This is a genomic window from Robertmurraya korlensis (assembly GCF_023715225.1).
Lineage (GTDB): Bacteria > Bacillota > Bacilli > Bacillales > Cytobacillaceae > Robertmurraya_A.
The window spans coordinates 123,446-140,993 of the sequence record NZ_JAMBNS010000010.1; the positions used below are offsets into that span (position 1 = coordinate 123,446).

A 17,548-nucleotide genomic window follows, 5' to 3' on the forward strand; every position below is an offset into this window, starting at 1 on the left:
ACTGCTAACTTATTTGTTCAAGGTATATTTTCAATTTGGCATATTCCATTTATGAACAATTACAAATCAAACCGCTTCCGTTCCCCACTTCTTCTCATCCTGAACAAACAGGATACCCAACTCATGATGATCGCCTTCGTAGAGAGCTCGCTGGACAAAACGAACCTGTCCATTGACGTCTAATACCTCAAGCTTACAGTGAGCACGGTTCCGTTGCAGTGCCTCATAGACCTCTGCTTCGTTATGCACGATTGTTCCATTTACCTTAGAAACAATCTCCCCAACGGATAGCAGCATTTTTTGTGCAGGAGAATGAGGAAGAACTCCTAAAATCATGACCCCTTGATTGCGCTTGGAAAAATAGAATGGACCGCTCTCTTCCTTCGTTTTTTGACTAAAATAGATTACCTCTCGACCAAGGATTCCGATGGCAACAACGGCTAATGATAGAATCGGCAGCCAATACGACGCGATCGCGATGGCTGTTAGAACGAAGCCATGAGCCATGATTTGCTTTCCTACATGTGTGACTGCTTGGGTTGGCAGTGCTCCTTGGATGTGCTGATAATGCCCGAGGGCAAACGGAACAAGCAATAGTCCGTAACCTTCTCCACCCACATCAAACAATGGCCACCATCCAAACGGCATCTGCTGGAGGGCATCTCCAGGGATCAACAGAAGAAGCGGCAACATCCATACTCGTTTGAGTTCGTGCACGCCTACTCGTTGGCCGCGCTTGCTCGTCATGAGCTTTGGCGAGGTCCCCTTCTTTCCATTTTTCAAAATAAGAGTGCCTTCTGCTATGACTAGTAGAGCTAGAAGGACCGTGATGGACGGATAGAGCTTGTCTTCTAGACTTCTGAAGAGCTCTGGAAAAAGCGGGATGCTCCAGTCTTTGCCCGCTGTGAAAAAAATGGCGAAGAAGGTGAGACCCACTGTGTATACCGATGATAGCAGGCGTACACGAATGCTCAGGATGATCGTGATTGCTGCGATAAACAGGATGGCCGCTAGTGGAATGACCACTCCTGCGGTGATCATGATGATCGACAGTATGGATCCGAGCATTAGTCCGAGCGGTAGTAATTGACGAAGCTCATAATAAGCATTTTCGGCGCGAACGTGAAAATGACTTCGCTCCCTCTTTACTCGAGAAACTCCTAAAAATGCCGCGAGTAGGAATGTGAAGTAGAACACTGGATGAATTAATAGTTTTGCGAATCCCCAAGCCATTTCTAATAGCCACTCTAGAACCAATCTAGCCACCAACCTTATCAATCTATTTCCGAACTTTCCTATTAATCTTTATTTTACCAAATGAAAGGAGAATTCGATATTAGAAATATTTTGGATAATACTGGAGATGAGGTTTTTAGAGGAGAATCGGTCTTGGAATGTACAGAAAATACCCCCTCACCTACCAGGCAAGGGGGCACTCTTCCATTATTTCGCCAGCAACCGGAGTCCAGTCTGCAACTGCGTGTCATTGCTATCCTTCTTCATTTCTTCAACCACCGCACTCTGGAGAGCACTGGCTGTTTTGCTGTCAATTTTCCCCGTCATCTCTAGATCGTGTTGACGTTGGAAAGCCATGACGGAGGTCTCGGTACGGTCGTTGAAATAGCCGTCCTCTCGACCCGGATCAAGTCCAAGTGCCTTCAGCATTTGCTGGGCATTTTTAATTTGCTCGTTGTTCATATCCTTCTCTAGCGCTTCGGTGATCTGAAGCGGATGCGTGTGATACAAGTCTGATTGGGCAATCTTCACATCAGGTTCAATCCCCTTTTTGTGAATCCAGTTTCCATCAGGAGTTAACCACTTAAACAGTGTGAGCTTAATATTGCTGCCATCCCCCATCGGCACGGCTTGCTGAACGGTTCCTTTTCCGAACGTGGTCTCACCGATAAGTTGGAATCCTTCCGCTTCCTGCAAAGCACCAGCAAGAATTTCTGAAGCTGAGGCGCTACCTTTATCAATCAGTACCGCAACAGGATAGTCTTTGTCCTTCGTTAGGTTTGAAAAATAACGCATCTTTTCGCCATTTCGTTTCTCGATCTGAACGAACGGCTTTTCCTTTGACACGAATTCTTTCAAGATTTCCTCTACACTCGATAAAAGTCCACCCGGATTGCCACGCACATCAATCAATAATCCGTCAATGCCCTTATCTTCAAGGGCCTTTAACTCCTTCTTAAACTCTTTAGCCGTTTCTTCTGAGAAAGAGGTGATCTCAAGATACCCGATTTCCTTCCCATTCTGTTTTTTCACATCACTATGCACCGTGATCTGAGGAATCTCATCACGCTTAACATTGACAACAAGCGGCTTGGTTAGGCCACTACGAGCGATTTCCAACTTCACCTTTGTTCCTTTTTTTCCACGGATTTTGAGGGTTGCTTCATATAGGTCCACCCCGTCCAAGCGTTCTCCATCCACCGATAGTATTTGGTCATTTGGACGCAAGCCCGCTTTTTCCGCTGGAGAATCTTTAAATGGAGACACGATGACAATTTTGCCATCGACTAAACCTACTTCTGCACCGATCCCTTCAAACGAGGATTCTAACGTGCTGCTAAATTGCTTGGCTGTCTCTTTATCCATGTACACCGAATACGGATCGTCAAGTGTGGTGAGCATGCCTTGAATCGCACCCTCAATAAGCTTTTCTTGATCCACACTTTCTACATAACTATTCAAAATTAATTCGTAGGCTTTTTCGACTTTGTCCAATTCTTCTAGATTAATAGTCTGAGGCGTTCCCTCGTCGTTGCTTTCGGTATGTAACTCTACCTTGGACTCCGCCGCTAATGCACCAGCAAAATGCAAATACCCATATGTTCCTCCAGCACCTGTTAGCAATGACCCCGTCATTAGCAAGGCGACCCATTTTCGTCTCATGAAAAAAATCCTCCTCTGAAGTAGCTTGCGTGTATGTATAGGGTGCTATCTCTCCTTCCGAGAGCTGGGATCACTTTGCGACAAAGGCTCACTCCAGAAGAAATAACCCCTATATTTTACTAGATTTATACAAAAAACACCCCACAAAGGTGTGAGATGTCTTTGTATAATCACTATATGTGTGTGATGGACGAGTTATGAATTATTTCCGGACAACGAGTGTGGCGAGCTGTTCGGTTAAGTTTTCTAATTCTTTGAATGACTCGACTACTTGGGTGATTTGGTGGGATTGCTCTTCAACGCTTGCTAGTACTTCTTCGACTGCCGCACTGGACTGCTCGGACACACTAGATAGCGACGAAATTTCGTCGATCACTGCTTCTGAGTTTTTAGAGAAATGAACGAGACTTTTTTCCACTTCTTCTGCTTGCTGTAGTCCTTGCTTTGAAGAGGTGAGCATCGACTGGAACGTTTGGCTTGTTTGCTGGGTCATTTCTAATCCTTTTTCAACCGCAAGCTGGCCACCTTGTACTTGGCCCGTGACTTGCATCGTCTTTCTTTGGATTCCGTCTAGAATGGCTTCGATTTCATGGGTTGAAGCCTGAGAGGTTTCTGCCAGCTTACGAACTTCCCCTGCTACCACTGCAAAGCCTTTACCTGCCTCCCCCGCACGCGCTGCTTCAATCGCTGCGTTTAATGCAAGTAAATTCGTTTGGTCGGTTACTTCTCTAATCTTTAAAACAATCGCCCCGATTTGCTGAGTTTGGTCGTTTAATTCTTTCATTAATTGACTGGTATTTTCGACCGATTCATATACATCCTTCATTTCCGTTTCAAGCGTGTGAATCTTTTCTGTGCCTACCTGAGATGTGTGCTCTGTTTCTAGCGAGATTTGGTGAAGCGTTTGGGCAGATGTGACGACCCTACGAATCATATCTCCTGACAATTGCATCGTCTCATTCATCCCGGTCACGGAGCTTGCTTGTGTCTCTATTCCTTTTGATATTTCGGAAAAAGCAGAGGTCAACTCAACAGAAATTTGATTGGTTTTCTCGATATTTCTTTTAAAAGAATGACTAAAGTTCTGCAGCACACCTACAGATTCCTTTACTTTTTCTAGCAACTCATCCACCTGATCTTTTCCTTGCTTTAACTGTACTCCGTCATCTTCCATCATTTGAGTTAGCTTTGAAGTGAGTCGTGCCTGAGTGAGGAACATCATTAGCGTCACAATATTAATGACATTCAGTGAGATTAAGATCGAAACGTCCGCTCCGTAAAACATTTGCTCATTAAATTTAAAAAAGAAATAATTGCTCAGAGCTAATCCGATCACTCCCGTAATAGCCATAGATCCTACTTGGTTATAAATCATAACAACCGCTAAAGCAAAATAGATCATTAAATAACTTGATAGCTTCGGAGAACTTGAGACCATAAAGAAAATAAGAATCGCGATCCCAACAGCCACTATGTAATGAATATGTAGCGTAAATTTTTTCGTTACAGTTAATGTCGTAATTATCGCAACAAGTATAAATCCAACAATCGCAAACGTAAGAATTCCCTGTGTGCTAACGTTTGCAGCAAAGTTACTAGCAAGACCTAAGGCGAAGCAAATCCATAGTAAAATCGTAACTAGCTTGTTTCTATCCTGCATGTACTGAATTCTGTCCATATCATTTTCCCCCCATAGTTAATATGAAACAACATCCTGTAATGAACGAGTGACGTCATAGCGTAAATCCACATAATGATTATTCCCAAGATACACAAGTGGACAATGTGGCATATCCTCATAGACCGTAATGATTGTCCCTTGCTCCCCTGTATTTAACACGACTTTTTTCCCAATAAACTGATCCATTAGGTATTTGGTAAAAGGTATCGTAATTGTAGGGTTGAACTTTCCCTTTTCTGTTTCCTCCATTAAAATCATGACAGCAACAATCGGTGACTGCTCCCCCTTATAAGGACGGACAGCTGTGATGGCGTCATACGTATCAGCAACTGAGATGATTTGGGCATGCAAAGGGATCACATCCTCTCGAACACCATAAGGATAACCAGATCCGTCTAATCTTTCATGATGCATAAGCGTTCCCATAATCACCTTTGAGCGAATTTCACCCATACTTTTTAAAATCTGTACCCCTTCAACCGTATGGTTTCGGATCAGCTCCCATTCTTCTGGATTTAGTTTTCCCTTCTTTTTTAAAACCGAAAGTGGGATGGCTAGCTTTCCGATATCATGCAGTATCCCAGTTTCGCCAAGAAGGAGGATTTCTGCTTTATCCATCGCTAATAGCTTTCCGATAATTGAAGAGATGACGGCTACATTTAAGGAATGAACATAGGTGAATTCATCATCTTTCCTAAGGAGCTTAAGTAACTCAAAATGCTCATCTTCCGCTACAATCGTATTCAGCATGGGTGTGTACATATGCTCGAGCTTTTGTAGCGGCTGTTTGGAAGCGTTACCATTAATTGTTGCTTCCAAATCTTCGAAAATCGTTTTTAACTGCCCAAGAGATTCCTTGTAATTCTGTTCTAGTTTTTCAACACTAATAGACGGTTGGTTAATTGAACAAGTTTCCAATCGTAAATTGTCCTGATTCATGTGACTTTGTAAAACAAAGATATGTCTTTCATTTAATACCGTACCTTTTCGTAGTAGCGGAATGGATTTGTTCTTTGCATATACATCTTCCGCTAGCACCGATCCTACTAATTGTAAGGAAAGACTCCCCTCTGTTAACATTTCAACACCCCTGTAGTCCGAATTACCTGTGCAATTATTACTATTATAATGCCAAATATTAGTTTTGAGTATAGGAATAGAGGAGGATTTATTTCGTAATGCTCAAAATATTTCTACAAATTTCTACATTAAGATTTTAGAAAAGGATATGATGTTCCAAAACATAAAAAAAACCAAAGGGAGCATGCATATCATGTCATATCCTTTGGTTTTTTTATTCTGTTATTATATAAGCGCTTTTTAACTACTTCTTAAATAATGATTTTCTATTTGGTGAACGAATTTCACCCCGACTGTCAAGAGCTTCCCGCTTTTATATGTTTGAATAATCTTTCCTGTTACATTTAGCTGTAAATTAGGTATATTTATTACCAAATCATTATTATAAGGAATTTCCTTCATGTTCTTAAGTACCAATTTACAGCCATTCATGCTAAGATCGATAATTTCTCCTTCACAATAAGGGATGTCTTTTGATAAGACTACACCTTTATTATAATTTGTAGTAGCTGCGGTTTCTTCCATTACTTCTTTACCAACTGAGTAGATTTTACAATCGAGTTTTACGTTGACTCTTGGTGATGTTCTTTTTCTTTCCATAGGTTTTATTCGATATGATCTAATATACTTAACAATTACACTGAAAAAACCTGTTTTTTTATCATATTGAAATTCCTCTTCATGAGTTTCAACGCCATAAATCTCGAGCACCCATTTTTGCATCTGTTCTAATGATGTCTCGTTAAACTGGAAACTTGCTCTAAAACGATTAAGTATTTTATCATAATCATAATAAACTAATTTAGCCTTAAATTTATGTCTCTCATTGCCGTAAATAATCAATTCAACTTCTGAATTAAGATTCTCTAAACTTTCAAATCCAATACTACAACCATTATCTGATATATCAATGGATTTTGCTTTAATTTGGCTCAAACCTGATTTTACGTTGACATTATATTCTCGTTTAAAACGCTCGGAAGTCCTATAACGAGGGCGTTCATATGCAATCATTAAAGAACTCAGTAACATAATTAAGTTGAAAATTGACCAAAATAAATTAATTAATAGTCCAGATGTATTTTCTGATGAATTATATAAATCCCAACCACCTTTTATGGTTGCTAACACTGATAATATAGTTAGGATTAACACCGGTTTTATAAGACCTATACTTAATGATGCTTTATTGGACTGTACACCTTTTGGGGTAACATTAAACTTAATTGGTTTCTTTAAGAATGTTTCAACAAGAGCTCCCCATGCTAAAGAGGGTGCCATTAGAGTTTCATGGAGATTATTCCAAAAGAATGACTGTTTCTTGTTGCTTATTAAGCTACTAGTCAAGTTTGTTAGCAGAAAGTAGGGCAACCAAAACGCTAGTATACCTTCTAAGGATGCATTTAAAAAGGGGACTCCTAGTAATAAATAGATGATAGGGGCAAGCATAAATACCATTTTAAAAACACCAAAATACCAATAAACTGCAGAACTTGTATACAGTATGCGTTGCATAATAGATAATCCTTTAATTGATAAAGGATTCCATATCCTCATAGTTTGAATAGTTCCTCTCGCCCACCTGACCCGCTGTTTAATAAGGTCAGATAATGATTCAGAAGCTAAACCTTGAGCTAGTACTTCACTGTAAGCAATTGTCCTATAGCCTTTTGCCTGCATCAACATACCTGTTGCCATATCTTCTGTAATCGTTCCAGTAGCAAACCCACCAATTGCCTCCAAAGCTTTTCGATTAAAAATAGTATTACTCCCTACATATATAGCTGCGTTATACCGGTCTCTACCCGATTGTATTTCTTGCATAAACATATCTTGCTCATTTGGAATTTTTTTACTTTGATAACTGTTATACTGAAATAAATCCTCATTATAGAATGACTGAGGAGTTTGTATAAAGCCCACATTTACATCTGTAAAGAAACCTACCGTTTTTTGAAGAAACGTTGGTTTTGGAAGCATATCAGCATCCAATGTGACAATTAGCTCACCTTTTGTTTTTTTCAACGCATTGTTTAAATTTCCAGCCTTGGCATGACTATTGTCCGTACGATCCAAATAATTAATGCCAAGGTGACTAGCTAATCTCTGTACTTCCTTTCTCCGGCCATCATCACATAACCAAATTTCTACTCTGTTCTCATCATATATGACATTTTTACACGCTAGTATTGTTCTCTGTAAAATATCTGTTGACTCATTATAAGTTGCAATTAGTATATCTACAGTTGGTAAATCCTTAGGAAGTTCAGGAACTTTATACTTAACTGGTTTATACAAGATAATATAGTAAATCGTATTTTGTATAATTTGAACTAACTCTACTAAAAATAAAATAATACCAGCAAAATAAGCAAAACCACTTGGAATAGTATATACAACTCTCCAACTTAAATAAGTCCACATGGCTATAAGTGACAAAAAAATACAAGTTTTCCTTAAAACATTCTTTATAGTCATACTAATTTCCTTTCTAGGGCTCTTTTTAACTATAGTTAAAAAATATAATATCTAGTATTATAATAGGAATTTATGACTATATCTATACTTTTTAAGAATATATCTCTAGTACATATTTACTTTTAAATTTATTGTATATATAATTTTAAAAAACAGAAAAGGCAAACCATGAGAAATTATGGGACGCAAAGCTAGAGGGGCTTCCTTTATTGCTAAAGAAGCTAGCCAGTTGCCGATAAGATACGTCATGTGAACCAAGACGCTACTTTTCGGGTAGGGTCTTTTTTATTTCACCAAAGAGGGAGATAGGTTTATATGAAAATCAGTATTAATTTAATCACATTTTTACTAATTCTTGTCTTACCATTTTCATTTGTAAGTACTGCCTTCGCAAATGAAATTCAAACTGGGGCTTGGTTAGGAGAGTGGCCTTCTGTTACTAAAAAAAATATAGAATCATTTGATTCGCTAACAAATACTAATCACAAATATGTCCATACTTTTGTAAATTCAAATCAAAACCTTACCCAATGGCAAGGATTTCTAGATTATGTAGATAGTACAGGAAAGATAAATATCTTAACATTAGAGCTTAAAAATAAAAATGGGGTTGAGTATACTACTGCAGACATTAATAAAGGGACACTTGACAAACAACTTGCTCTAATAGCAACCCAGTTAAAATCATGGAAAAACGGTAAAGAAGTCTGGATACAAATGATGCATGAAGTAAATGGAAATTGGTATGGTTGGAGTGTAGGTAAAAATAAAGTCAATACAAATCAATCCTATATAAATGCTTACCAACGTATAGTAACAATTTTTAGACAAGCTGGAGCAACAAATATTAAGTTTTTGTATAACGTTAATGCTGAAAATGTTGGCCCAAACACATCCTTTATGGGTGCTTATCCAGGAGATACTTACGTAGATTATGTGTCTATGAACGGTTATAACTGGGGCAATACAAGATTAGGTAGTTCATGGATGTCCTTTCGATCTATATTTGATAAACCCTACTCTGAACTAACAAAGTTCTCTAGTCGGCCGGTAATTATAACTGAGTTTTCATCTGCGGAAAGTGGTGGAAATAAAGCGAATTGGATACTAGATGCATCTCAACAGATAAAGTCAGGTGCTTACCCTAGATTAGAAGCTGCAATTTGGTTTAATGAGAACAAAGAAACGGATTGGAGAGTAAATTCATCTGTATCTTCTTTAAACGCATATACATTGTTCAGATAATATTTATTAAAAGTAAAACATTAATAAAAGGTAAACTAATTAAATAAATAGGAAAATTGAAAGCATGAGACTGAAGCCTACAGTTTCATGCTTTTTTACTTAATATTTACTTCAATTATCTTAACACCAGTTCCTTCGCTACTAATTGTTGAATAAACTGATGTCCACTTTTCACAATTAAGTCTTTGTCATAATCCATGGATGCCACATGGAAGGAATTTGGCAATACAAGCCTCTCCTTAATAGTAGAGTGTACAGTTTGAAGAATATGAGTGGTATTTTCAGGTGGAACCACATGGTCCACATTTGAGTGCACTCCTAAAACTGGATTCTCAATCTCTGGTAGGATGTTTAACGTGTTCTCCATGACCTTTTGTAATTCATGAACCGCTTTTAACGGTACCTTTGGATAAGTGATTTCATGAACACCTTTTGCATGGATATCTGGATCTGACTCATGTAGAAACCTCGGCTCAACCTGATTTCTTAAATATTCATAGGAAGGTACTTCTAAAGCGGCATTTATTAAAATAAGCCCGTTTATTTCTTTGTGACGATGAGCTAAACGAAGAGATAGTGTTCCACCCATTGACTGACCGATAACATATATATGAGAACAATGTTGTTTTAGTTGTAAATATGCTTTTTCTAATGAAGAGAACCAGTCTTGATAAGAGCATGCTTCCATATCTTTATAGTGAGTTCCGTGTCCCTTTAATCTAGGAGCTAACACCGAATACCCTAATCTCGCAAACTCTTCCCCAATATACCGTACACTCTGAGGTGTCCCAAGAAACCCATGAGAAATAAGAACTCCTACTTCACTTCCCTTGAAGAAAAATTCTTCCGCTCCCTCGATAACCGGATATGTTTCTACCATCTGTTTCGCCTCCATTAGTAAGCTTTTTATCTGTTACTCTACTATAAATCATATTATACCCATCTGTAAACTAGGAATTAAAAAATATATAAAAAAGTGCAACTTGTATCTACTTATAGAGTAGGCACAAGCTGCGCTTAGCTTTTTCTTATAGTGGAACAATTCCAACTGGATTAATCGCATTGGACTTAGAGGCGTTCCATCCACCACGATGAAGCTCAAAGTGTAAATGTTGGCCATAGGAATCACCTGTGTTACCCATGTTTCCAATGAACTGACCTTTTGATACAACTTGTCCTTCACCCACGGAACGGCTGCTTAAGTGAGCATATACCGTTGTATAGGTTTGTCCGTTAATGGAGTGTGCAATAAAAATCGCGTTTCCGTAGCTTGAAGAATAGTACGAACGAATAACTACCCCATCAGCTGCTGATACAACAGGAACTGTCCCTTTTGCTGCAAGATCGACCCCTGCATGTAATTTACCCCAACGAACACCAAATCCTGAAGAGAGGTAACCCGCTGACGGTCTTGTGAAAGATCCCCCGGATACAGCTGGTGCTGAAACGGTACTGCCGCCGCCACTTTCTGTACTACCGCCACCTGACGAATTGTTTGCTGCGGCCGCTGCGGCCGCCGCTGCAGCTTCAGCAGCAGCTTTTGCCTGACGTTCTTGCTCCATTTGAATAGCTTTTTGCATGGCAGCTGCCTGATTAGCTAGAATCGACTGCTCTTCTGCTAGCGCCATTTTATGTTCATGAAGTTCCGTCTCTTCTCTCTGAAGAGTAGCCATTAACTTGTCCTTTTCAGCCTTTTGTGATTCAAGGCTCTGCTTCATTCCTTCAAGGTCAGCAAGCATTTTTTCTAATCCAGCAAGCTTGTCCTCTACTTCTTTTTTCTTCGCTTCAAGTTCTTCTTTATCTGCTTGATGCTCTCTTAAAATATCTTGATCGGCTTCTACAATGGTAGCCACCGCACTCATGCGATCGATAAAGTCTGAAAAGCTTTTTGCCCCCATCAATACATCAATATAGCTAACCATACTTCCGTTCTCCTGGAAGTTACGAGCACGGTCCTTTAGTAATTCATTTCGCTTTGCAATACGCTCTTCTAGAACAACGATTTCTGCTTTTAGGGTTTCAATTTCAGCCTTTGTGTTCTCGATTTCCACATTTTTTTCAGCAATCTTATTTTCCGTATCTGTTACCTTCATATCAATCTCTTTAATTTGAGCTTGGATACTAGACTGTTGGGCTTGATTTTCAGAAAGCTTTTGTTCTGCTTCATCAATCTTCGTTTCTACTTCTGATTTTTCCTCTTGAATTTGACTCTTTTCTTCTTTAAGGTCCTGAAGTGTGTTCGCCTTTACTGGAGGTACAAGAACACTTCCGAAACCTATTGCAGCAGCAAGTGTGACATATGTTATCTGTTTTTTCACTCCGATTTCTCCTTCCAAATGCTAAGTTAGTCGTTCGATAGACAGATAGATTCTAGTCTATTAATCTAGTCATTTTTTATGTAGAAAAGGAACCTCGTGCATTCCTTTTCCTTATATTTTCAAGAATTTACGTACGGACATTAAGCTTCCCCAGATTCCAATGAAGGCTCCCATAATCACAAGGATTCCAGCCACTTGGAAAATAAATGGATTGACATCTAATATTTGAATAAAATTCCCCTCTAATCGCGGTGCAATATACTCATGTGCTTTTGTATATAACACGGAAATCATCGCGATTGGAATAATTGAACCCAGTATTCCTAGCATTAGTCCTTCTAGGAAAAACGGCCAACGAATAAACGAATTTGTCGCTCCCACTAGGCGCATAATTTCAATTTCACGTCTACGAGCAATAATCGTGATTTTAATCGTATTTGAAATAAGGAACATCGCTGTAAAAAGCAAACCAACGATGAGTACAAGACCCACGTTGCGGCTGACAGATAAAAAGCTAAATAGCTTTTCAACAGAGCCTTGTCCATATTTCACCTTTGTGGTGTATTCAAATTTATCAATTTGTTTCGCTACATTCATCGTATCAGTCGGATTCTTTGCTTTTACGATAAAGACATCATTTAAAGGATTGTCTTGCTCAAAAAGGTTAAATACTTCTCCTTCTTCCCCAAGACTCGAAATCAAGTTATCCAGTTCTTCCTCTTTGGCTGAGAAGGTGACACTTTCTACTTTAGAGAGACTCTTAATCTGCTCTTCTAGTACTGCTTGGTCTTCTTTCGTTGCTGCAATATCTATATGAACGCGGATTTCCACGTCTTCTTCAATCGAATCGGCTACCTTATTCAGGTTCATCATAATTACTAAAAACACGCCAACAAGAATCAATGTGACCGTTACGGCACTTACAGAAGCAAATGTCATCCAACCGTTACGACCAAGATTTTTGACGCTTTCTTTCATGTGACGACGGATTGTTCTAGCTTTCATAGCCGTAGTCACCTCTCAATTCATCTCTAACAATTTTTCCACTCTCAATCGCAATTACGCGATGCTTGATGGTGTTAACAATATCCCTATTGTGTGTCGCCATGATGATCGTTGTTCCTCTTGTGTTAATTTCTTCAAAAATATTCATAATTTCCCATGAAGTCTCAGGGTCAAGGTTCCCTGTCGGCTCATCAGCAATCACTAGCTTGGGTGCATTAACGATCGAACGGGCAATAGAAATACGCTGTTGCTCTCCACCAGATAGCTCAGTTGGTAGCATTCTCGCTTTATGCTTTAAGCCAACGAGATCCAATGTCTCCATGACTCGCTTCTTAATATATTTCGGCTGTTCTTCGATAACTTCAAGTGCAAATGCAACATTTTCATAAACATTTAACGTCGGAAGCAACTTAAAATCTTGGAAAACCACGCCAATATTTCTTCGTAACAGTGGAACTTTTGAGGGTCTGAGAGTGGCAAGATTGATTCCATTAATCATAATCGAACCTTTTGTGGGCTTTTCCTCGCGGTACATCATTTTAATAAAAGTGGATTTCCCCGCACCACTCGGCCCAACCACGTACACAAACTCACCTTGCTGAATTTCTACATCTATACCATTAGCGGCTGTTACACCGTTTGGATACTTTTTATATACTTCTTTCATTTCTATCATTTAACTATCACCTAAATTGTTTTTGTCATATCTATCAATTGTCCATTGGATGTTGGTTACATTACATGGATGGTGCACAAATGAATTATCGTCGAAATTCGACAAAAGTTGACCGCTACATTAGACAGTATTCATCATAAATCACATACAATAAACATTATAGCACTATCCTAATACAAAAAGCCTTATAAAAATATTACATTTTCTTTTCAAGTATTGTCATATTATGGTGAGAGTTGGTAATAGTCATTTAAATGATTCGACAGGATTGGTGAAATTCCTCTAATTGATGAGGGGGATTTGTTGTGGAATGTATTTTTGTGGTGGTTTTTGATAAGCAATATGATAATCAGGCATATATCGGCGACATTTCAAATATATCGGCAACTTTCTCTACTTTATCAGGCCTCCCCATTCTACACTTTAAAACAAAAAACGCCCACCAGGACGTTTTTCATATTCCATTATTTCTTTCCAGCTAACCATTCTGCAACAGTGGAAGCATCTTCGCCTTGTAGAAGTCCCTTCGGCATGGCGCCCTGGCCATTTGCGATTACATGTTCAATATCTTCTTTTGATAGACTAGCACCGATAGCATCAAGCTTTGGCCCTACTCCACCTTCGAGGTTTCCACCATGACAGCTTGAGCATTTTTGCCCGTAAAGCTTTTCAGCATCTCCGCCACTAGCTGTTGCGCTTTCATCGCTAGCTTGCTCTCCGCCGCCACATGCAGCTAATACAAATAATGATCCCATCAATAGTGCAAGAAGCTTCTTTTTCATCCAAACTCCCCCCTAAGGAAAAAAATACATAGTCGGTAATATTATACCAAGACTAGGCTCGTTTGAAACCCTCACCAAGCACCTCGGAAGCATCCATAACGATGACAAATGCAGACGGGTCAATGGTTTTCACTAGTTGTTTCAATTTCGTGAACTCTGTTTGGTCCACCACACACATAAGAATCGGCCGCTCGTGGTCTGTATAACCACCGTATGCTGATAGTTTTGTCACACCGCGGTCGATTTTATTCAGAATGCATTCGCGCACTTCCACCTGCTTGTTGGTAATAATCATCGCCATCTTCGAACGACCAAGACCAATTTGCACCAAGTCAATCGTTTTCGTTGTGACATATAAAGCAATCAATGCATACAAGCCGCGTTCAATATCAAACACAATCGCAGCAGACAAAACAATTAGTCCATCGATAATCGCCACACAGGTTCCCAGTGTAAGACCCGTGTATTTGTTAATAATCTGAGCCGCCAAATCCGTTCCACCTGTTGACGCCTTTCCGCGGAACACGATTCCTAAACCAAGACCCACTCCAATTCCTCCGAATAATGCTCCGAGAAGTGGATCATTCGTCCAAGGCTCATAATCATTCGTGAAAAATACAACTAATGGAAGGAAAATCGTTCCTACCAACGTTTTTACACCAAAATTCTTCCCAAGTAAAACAACACCAGCAATAAATAAAGGAATATTAAAAGTCCACTGAACAATAGCTGGTTCAAATCCAAATAGAGAATAGAGAATGGTGGAAATCCCACTTACCCCACCAGAAGCAATTTGATTGGGTAATAAAAATAAGTTAAAGGCAACCGCCACAATAGCTGATCCGATTAGTACATATATGTATTCTAAAAATACTTCTACCTTCGGAGGAACGCCAGATGTCTTTTTTCGATTCATAAAAAGTGTCTCCTTTACCAACCTCTTTTTCAAAGGCTCTTTTCTAAAACATTGTTGCTATATACACACTTTTCAGGAAATTAACTATTTGTTTCAAAAGCCAATCAGAATATTTTCTTCCTTAGAAAAGAGCTACTTTACAAATAGATTAATAACCCCAGCATTATGCGGGGAAAAATCCAGCATTTAGGGTTTTTCCAAAACAACAAACTTTACGAAATCAACCTTATAAATAACTAGGCGAGTATAGCATGGAGGAAAAATGTTGTAAATGCCACTGTACCACCGTGTTAAAGGGCTAAAAAACCTTCTTTTTAATATACACAAAATAAGACCGGGCATTCACCATGCTCGGTCTTATTACTGTTTATTCACGATTCCAACCGCGATCGTTTCAAGAAACGGACGAACGCTCGTCGATCGAATTTTTGCATATCGGATCATCATAATGACATCATGTAGCTCTTGTGGGGTTAAAAGCTCAATTGCCCAATCCACAAATTCCTCGTTAGAGATAGTGTAATTTTCGGTAGGTACTTTAATTTGTTTATATGTACGGAGTTCATCACGTAAAAGTCGTTTATAATATTCATATTTTAGCTCCACCAGTTCATCCTCTTTGCGGAGTTTCTCGGTTAAATAGAGCATTGATTGCTCACTAATCATAACTATTTTTTCACCTCTGTCCAGCACGTTCGCATTCCCAACATAATGATAAACAAAAAACTTGCGTTGTGCACGAAATTCTTGATACTTTATCTATTATTTTTGAAAACCCTTTATCCTTCAAGGGCATTTCGTATTAATTTCACCGCTTTTTTTCCATCCATTCCTAATTCCTTGACAAACGCATGATTTAATAGAAAGATTGTATACTAACTGTGAATGAACCCTAGGAAGGATGATTATGTGAAGGAGAAAAAACTAGGTTCGGTTTTTTACATATCTGTTGTCATTATAAGTTTATTTGTATTATGGGGATTACTTGCACCAGAAAACTTGGCAACGTCTGCAAATGCAGCACTCGCCTTTACAACAGGGACGTTTGGATGGTTTTATCTTGTGGCAGCCTTTATCTTTTTAGTATTTGCAGCGTACTTGGCATTTGGACCATATGGAAAAATTAAGCTCGGGAAAGATGATGATGAGCCCGAATACTCGTACTTTTCATGGTTTGCAATGCTATTTTCTGCAGGTATGGGGATTGGATTGGTCTTTTGGGGAGTTGCTGAACCTATCACTCATTATATCGATCCCCCGCTTGATTTGGCAGAAGGTCAATCACCAGAAGCCGCTCGTTATTCGTTACGATACTCCTTTTTCCATTGGGGGCTGCATCCTTGGGCGATTTATTGCATCATTGCCCTTGGACTTGGTTATTCTCAGTTTAGAAAAGGGGAATCTGGACTGATTAGTTCCACCTTTCGTCCTTTGCTTGGAAAAAGGGTCGAGGGACCGATTGGAAAAGGAATTGATACATTTTCTACGATCGCAACTACGTTTGGTGTTGCAACTTCACTAGGATTAGGAACACTTCAAATTAACAGTGGTCTTTCCCATGTTATTGGAATTCCAAACAACACGACGATACAAATGATTATCATCTTTATAGTCACCATCCTTTATATGATATCCGCTACCACAGGACTTGATAAAGGAATTCGATACTTAAGTAATTTGAACTTAGGACTGGCTGTCGGACTCTTACTATTTGTAATCATCGTTGGACCGACCTCCTTTATTTTTGATGCCCTCACTACTACAATTGGGGGCTATTTAGGAAACATCATTCAGATGAGCTTCCGTTTATCTCCTTTTACTCAAGGAACATGGGTTGGCGCATGGACCTTGTTTTACTGGGCATGGTGGATTTCATGGGCACCATTTGTTGGAACGTTTATCGCTCGTGTGTCTAAAGGGAGAACCATCAAGGAATTTGTACTAGGAGTCTTGCTTGTCCCAACTTTGTTCGGTACCATTTGGTTTTCAGCTTTTGGAGGCTCTGCGCTTTTCCTCGAGCTTTTTGAAAACAAAGGAATTGTCGATGCGGTGAGCAACGACGTGACAACTGCCCTTTTTATCACCTTAGAGCAATTCCCTCTAGGAACCATTTTAGCAGGATTAGCGACCTTGTTAATTATTACGTTCTTCATTACCTCTGCTGACTCCGCTACATTAGTGCTTGGAATGCTCACATCCAAAGGAGTGTTAAATCCCGCAGTTTCTACTAAAATCATTTGGGGAATCTTGCAATCAAGCATCGCTGCGGTGTTATTGTGGAGTGGCGGGTTGAACGGACTTCAAACTGCCTCGATTGTCGCTGCCTTACCATTTGCGGTGATTATGGTATTGATGGTTGTCTCTTTGAGTAAGTCATTAAATGAGGAAGTACGAGAGCAGAAAAAAATAGAAAAACGTCGGAATAAAAAGTTAGATCAGCTTTTACGAGAAAGTGATTTATAGAAAAAA

14 protein-coding genes and 1 riboswitch are annotated in these 17,548 nt (G+C 39.3%); of the genes, 2 read left to right on the forward strand and 12 right to left on the reverse strand.

Annotation, left to right across the window (positions count from 1 at the left end):
- Positions 1-66: 66 nt before the first annotated feature.
- From M3175_RS17905 to M3175_RS17925, 5 genes are all read right to left on the reverse strand, one after another.
- The gene (locus M3175_RS17905; RefSeq protein WP_251522009.1) at positions 67-1,257 is read right to left on the reverse strand and encodes a PDZ domain-containing protein; all 1,191 of its coding nucleotides are present in this window, start codon (positions 1,255-1,257) and stop codon (positions 67-69) included.
- Between the two features lie 186 nt (positions 1,258-1,443).
- On the reverse strand, positions 1,444-2,898 hold the full coding sequence (locus M3175_RS17910) for a S41 family peptidase (protein ID WP_251522011.1): 1,455 nt from the start codon (positions 2,896-2,898) through the stop codon (positions 1,444-1,446).
- 202 nt (positions 2,899-3,100) lie between these two features.
- Entirely contained in the window at positions 3,101-4,576 is a 1,476-nt protein-coding gene (locus M3175_RS17915; RefSeq protein WP_251522013.1) for a methyl-accepting chemotaxis protein, read from the reverse strand.
- A gap of 18 nt (positions 4,577-4,594) precedes the next feature.
- On the reverse strand, positions 4,595-5,659 hold the full coding sequence (locus M3175_RS17920) for an HD-GYP domain-containing protein (protein WP_251522016.1): 1,065 nt from the start codon (positions 5,657-5,659) through the stop codon (positions 4,595-4,597).
- 240 nt (positions 5,660-5,899) lie between these two features.
- The gene (locus tag M3175_RS17925; protein ID WP_251522019.1) at positions 5,900-8,137 is read right to left on the reverse strand and encodes a glycosyltransferase family 2 protein; all 2,238 of its coding nucleotides are present in this window, start codon (positions 8,135-8,137) and stop codon (positions 5,900-5,902) included.
- A 150-nt stretch (positions 8,138-8,287) separates the two neighbouring features.
- Positions 8,288-8,374, forward strand: a riboswitch (cyclic di-GMP riboswitch).
- 78 nt (positions 8,375-8,452) lie between these two features.
- Between M3175_RS17925 and M3175_RS17930 the strand changes: the two genes are divergently transcribed.
- The gene (locus tag M3175_RS17930) at positions 8,453-9,382 is read left to right on the forward strand and encodes a glycoside hydrolase family 26 protein (protein WP_251522023.1); all 930 of its coding nucleotides are present in this window, start codon (positions 8,453-8,455) and stop codon (positions 9,380-9,382) included.
- A gap of 115 nt (positions 9,383-9,497) precedes the next feature.
- On the opposite strand, the gene M3175_RS17935 is transcribed toward M3175_RS17930, so the two are convergent.
- The 7 genes from M3175_RS17935 to M3175_RS17965 form a co-directional block, all read right to left on the reverse strand.
- Positions 9,498-10,262, reverse strand: a complete 765-nt coding sequence (locus M3175_RS17935; RefSeq protein ID WP_251522025.1) for an alpha/beta hydrolase — start codon at positions 10,260-10,262, stop codon at positions 9,498-9,500.
- Between the two features lie 148 nt (positions 10,263-10,410).
- The gene (locus M3175_RS17940; protein WP_251522028.1) at positions 10,411-11,700 is read right to left on the reverse strand and encodes a murein hydrolase activator EnvC family protein; all 1,290 of its coding nucleotides are present in this window, start codon (positions 11,698-11,700) and stop codon (positions 10,411-10,413) included.
- Between the two features lie 111 nt (positions 11,701-11,811).
- Complete coding sequence (ftsX, locus tag M3175_RS17945; protein ID WP_251522031.1) at positions 11,812-12,705, reverse strand: permease-like cell division protein FtsX; 894 nt, start codon at positions 12,703-12,705, stop codon at positions 11,812-11,814.
- Complete coding sequence (ftsE, locus tag M3175_RS17950) at positions 12,695-13,381, reverse strand: cell division ATP-binding protein FtsE (RefSeq protein WP_251522034.1); 687 nt, start codon at positions 13,379-13,381, stop codon at positions 12,695-12,697. Before ftsE ends, ftsX begins: the two co-directional genes overlap by 11 nt.
- Before the next feature lie 464 nt (positions 13,382-13,845).
- Positions 13,846-14,163 carry a cytochrome c551 gene (cccB, locus tag M3175_RS17955; RefSeq protein ID WP_251522037.1) on the reverse strand — a complete coding sequence of 106 codons (318 nt, stop codon included), beginning with the start codon at positions 14,161-14,163 and terminating at the stop codon, positions 13,846-13,848.
- A 52-nt stretch (positions 14,164-14,215) separates the two neighbouring features.
- The gene (locus M3175_RS17960; protein ID WP_251522040.1) at positions 14,216-15,079 is read right to left on the reverse strand and encodes a YitT family protein; all 864 of its coding nucleotides are present in this window, start codon (positions 15,077-15,079) and stop codon (positions 14,216-14,218) included.
- Positions 15,080-15,439: 360 nt separating this feature from the next.
- Positions 15,440-15,745 (reverse strand): hypothetical protein, encoded by a 306-nt coding sequence (locus M3175_RS17965; RefSeq protein ID WP_251522043.1) that lies wholly within the window; start codon positions 15,743-15,745, stop codon positions 15,440-15,442.
- Positions 15,746-15,988: 243 nt separating this feature from the next.
- On the opposite strand from M3175_RS17965, the gene M3175_RS17970 reads away from it, so the two are divergent.
- Entirely contained in the window at positions 15,989-17,542 is a 1,554-nt protein-coding gene (locus M3175_RS17970) for a glycine betaine uptake BCCT transporter (RefSeq protein WP_251522046.1), read from the forward strand.
- The last annotated feature ends 6 nt before the right edge of the window (positions 17,543-17,548 follow it).

Coding starts and splice junctions, on each gene's coding strand:
- ftsX (WP_251522031.1), bottom strand. CDS start 12,705: ATGAAAGCTAGAACAATCCGTCGTCACATGAAAGAAAGCGTCAAAAAT.
- M3175_RS17935 (WP_251522025.1), bottom strand. CDS start 10,262: ATGGTAGAAACATATCCGGTTATCGAGGGAGCGGAAGAATTTTTCTTC.
- M3175_RS17930 (WP_251522023.1), top strand. CDS start 8,453: ATGAAAATCAGTATTAATTTAATCACATTTTTACTAATTCTTGTCTTA.
- M3175_RS17960 (WP_251522040.1), bottom strand. CDS start 15,079: ATGAATCGAAAAAAGACATCTGGCGTTCCTCCGAAGGTAGAAGTATTT.
- M3175_RS17965 (WP_251522043.1), bottom strand. CDS start 15,745: ATGATTAGTGAGCAATCAATGCTCTATTTAACCGAGAAACTCCGCAAA.
- M3175_RS17910 (WP_251522011.1), bottom strand. CDS start 2,898: ATGAGACGAAAATGGGTCGCCTTGCTAATGACGGGGTCATTGCTAACA.
- M3175_RS17920 (WP_251522016.1), bottom strand. CDS start 5,659: ATGTTAACAGAGGGGAGTCTTTCCTTACAATTAGTAGGATCGGTGCTA.
- cccB (WP_251522037.1), bottom strand. CDS start 14,163: ATGAAAAAGAAGCTTCTTGCACTATTGATGGGATCATTATTTGTATTA.
- M3175_RS17915 (WP_251522013.1), bottom strand. CDS start 4,576: ATGGACAGAATTCAGTACATGCAGGATAGAAACAAGCTAGTTACGATT.
- M3175_RS17925 (WP_251522019.1), bottom strand. CDS start 8,137: ATGACTATAAAGAATGTTTTAAGGAAAACTTGTATTTTTTTGTCACTT.
- ftsE (WP_251522034.1), bottom strand. CDS start 13,381: ATGATAGAAATGAAAGAAGTATATAAAAAGTATCCAAACGGTGTAACA.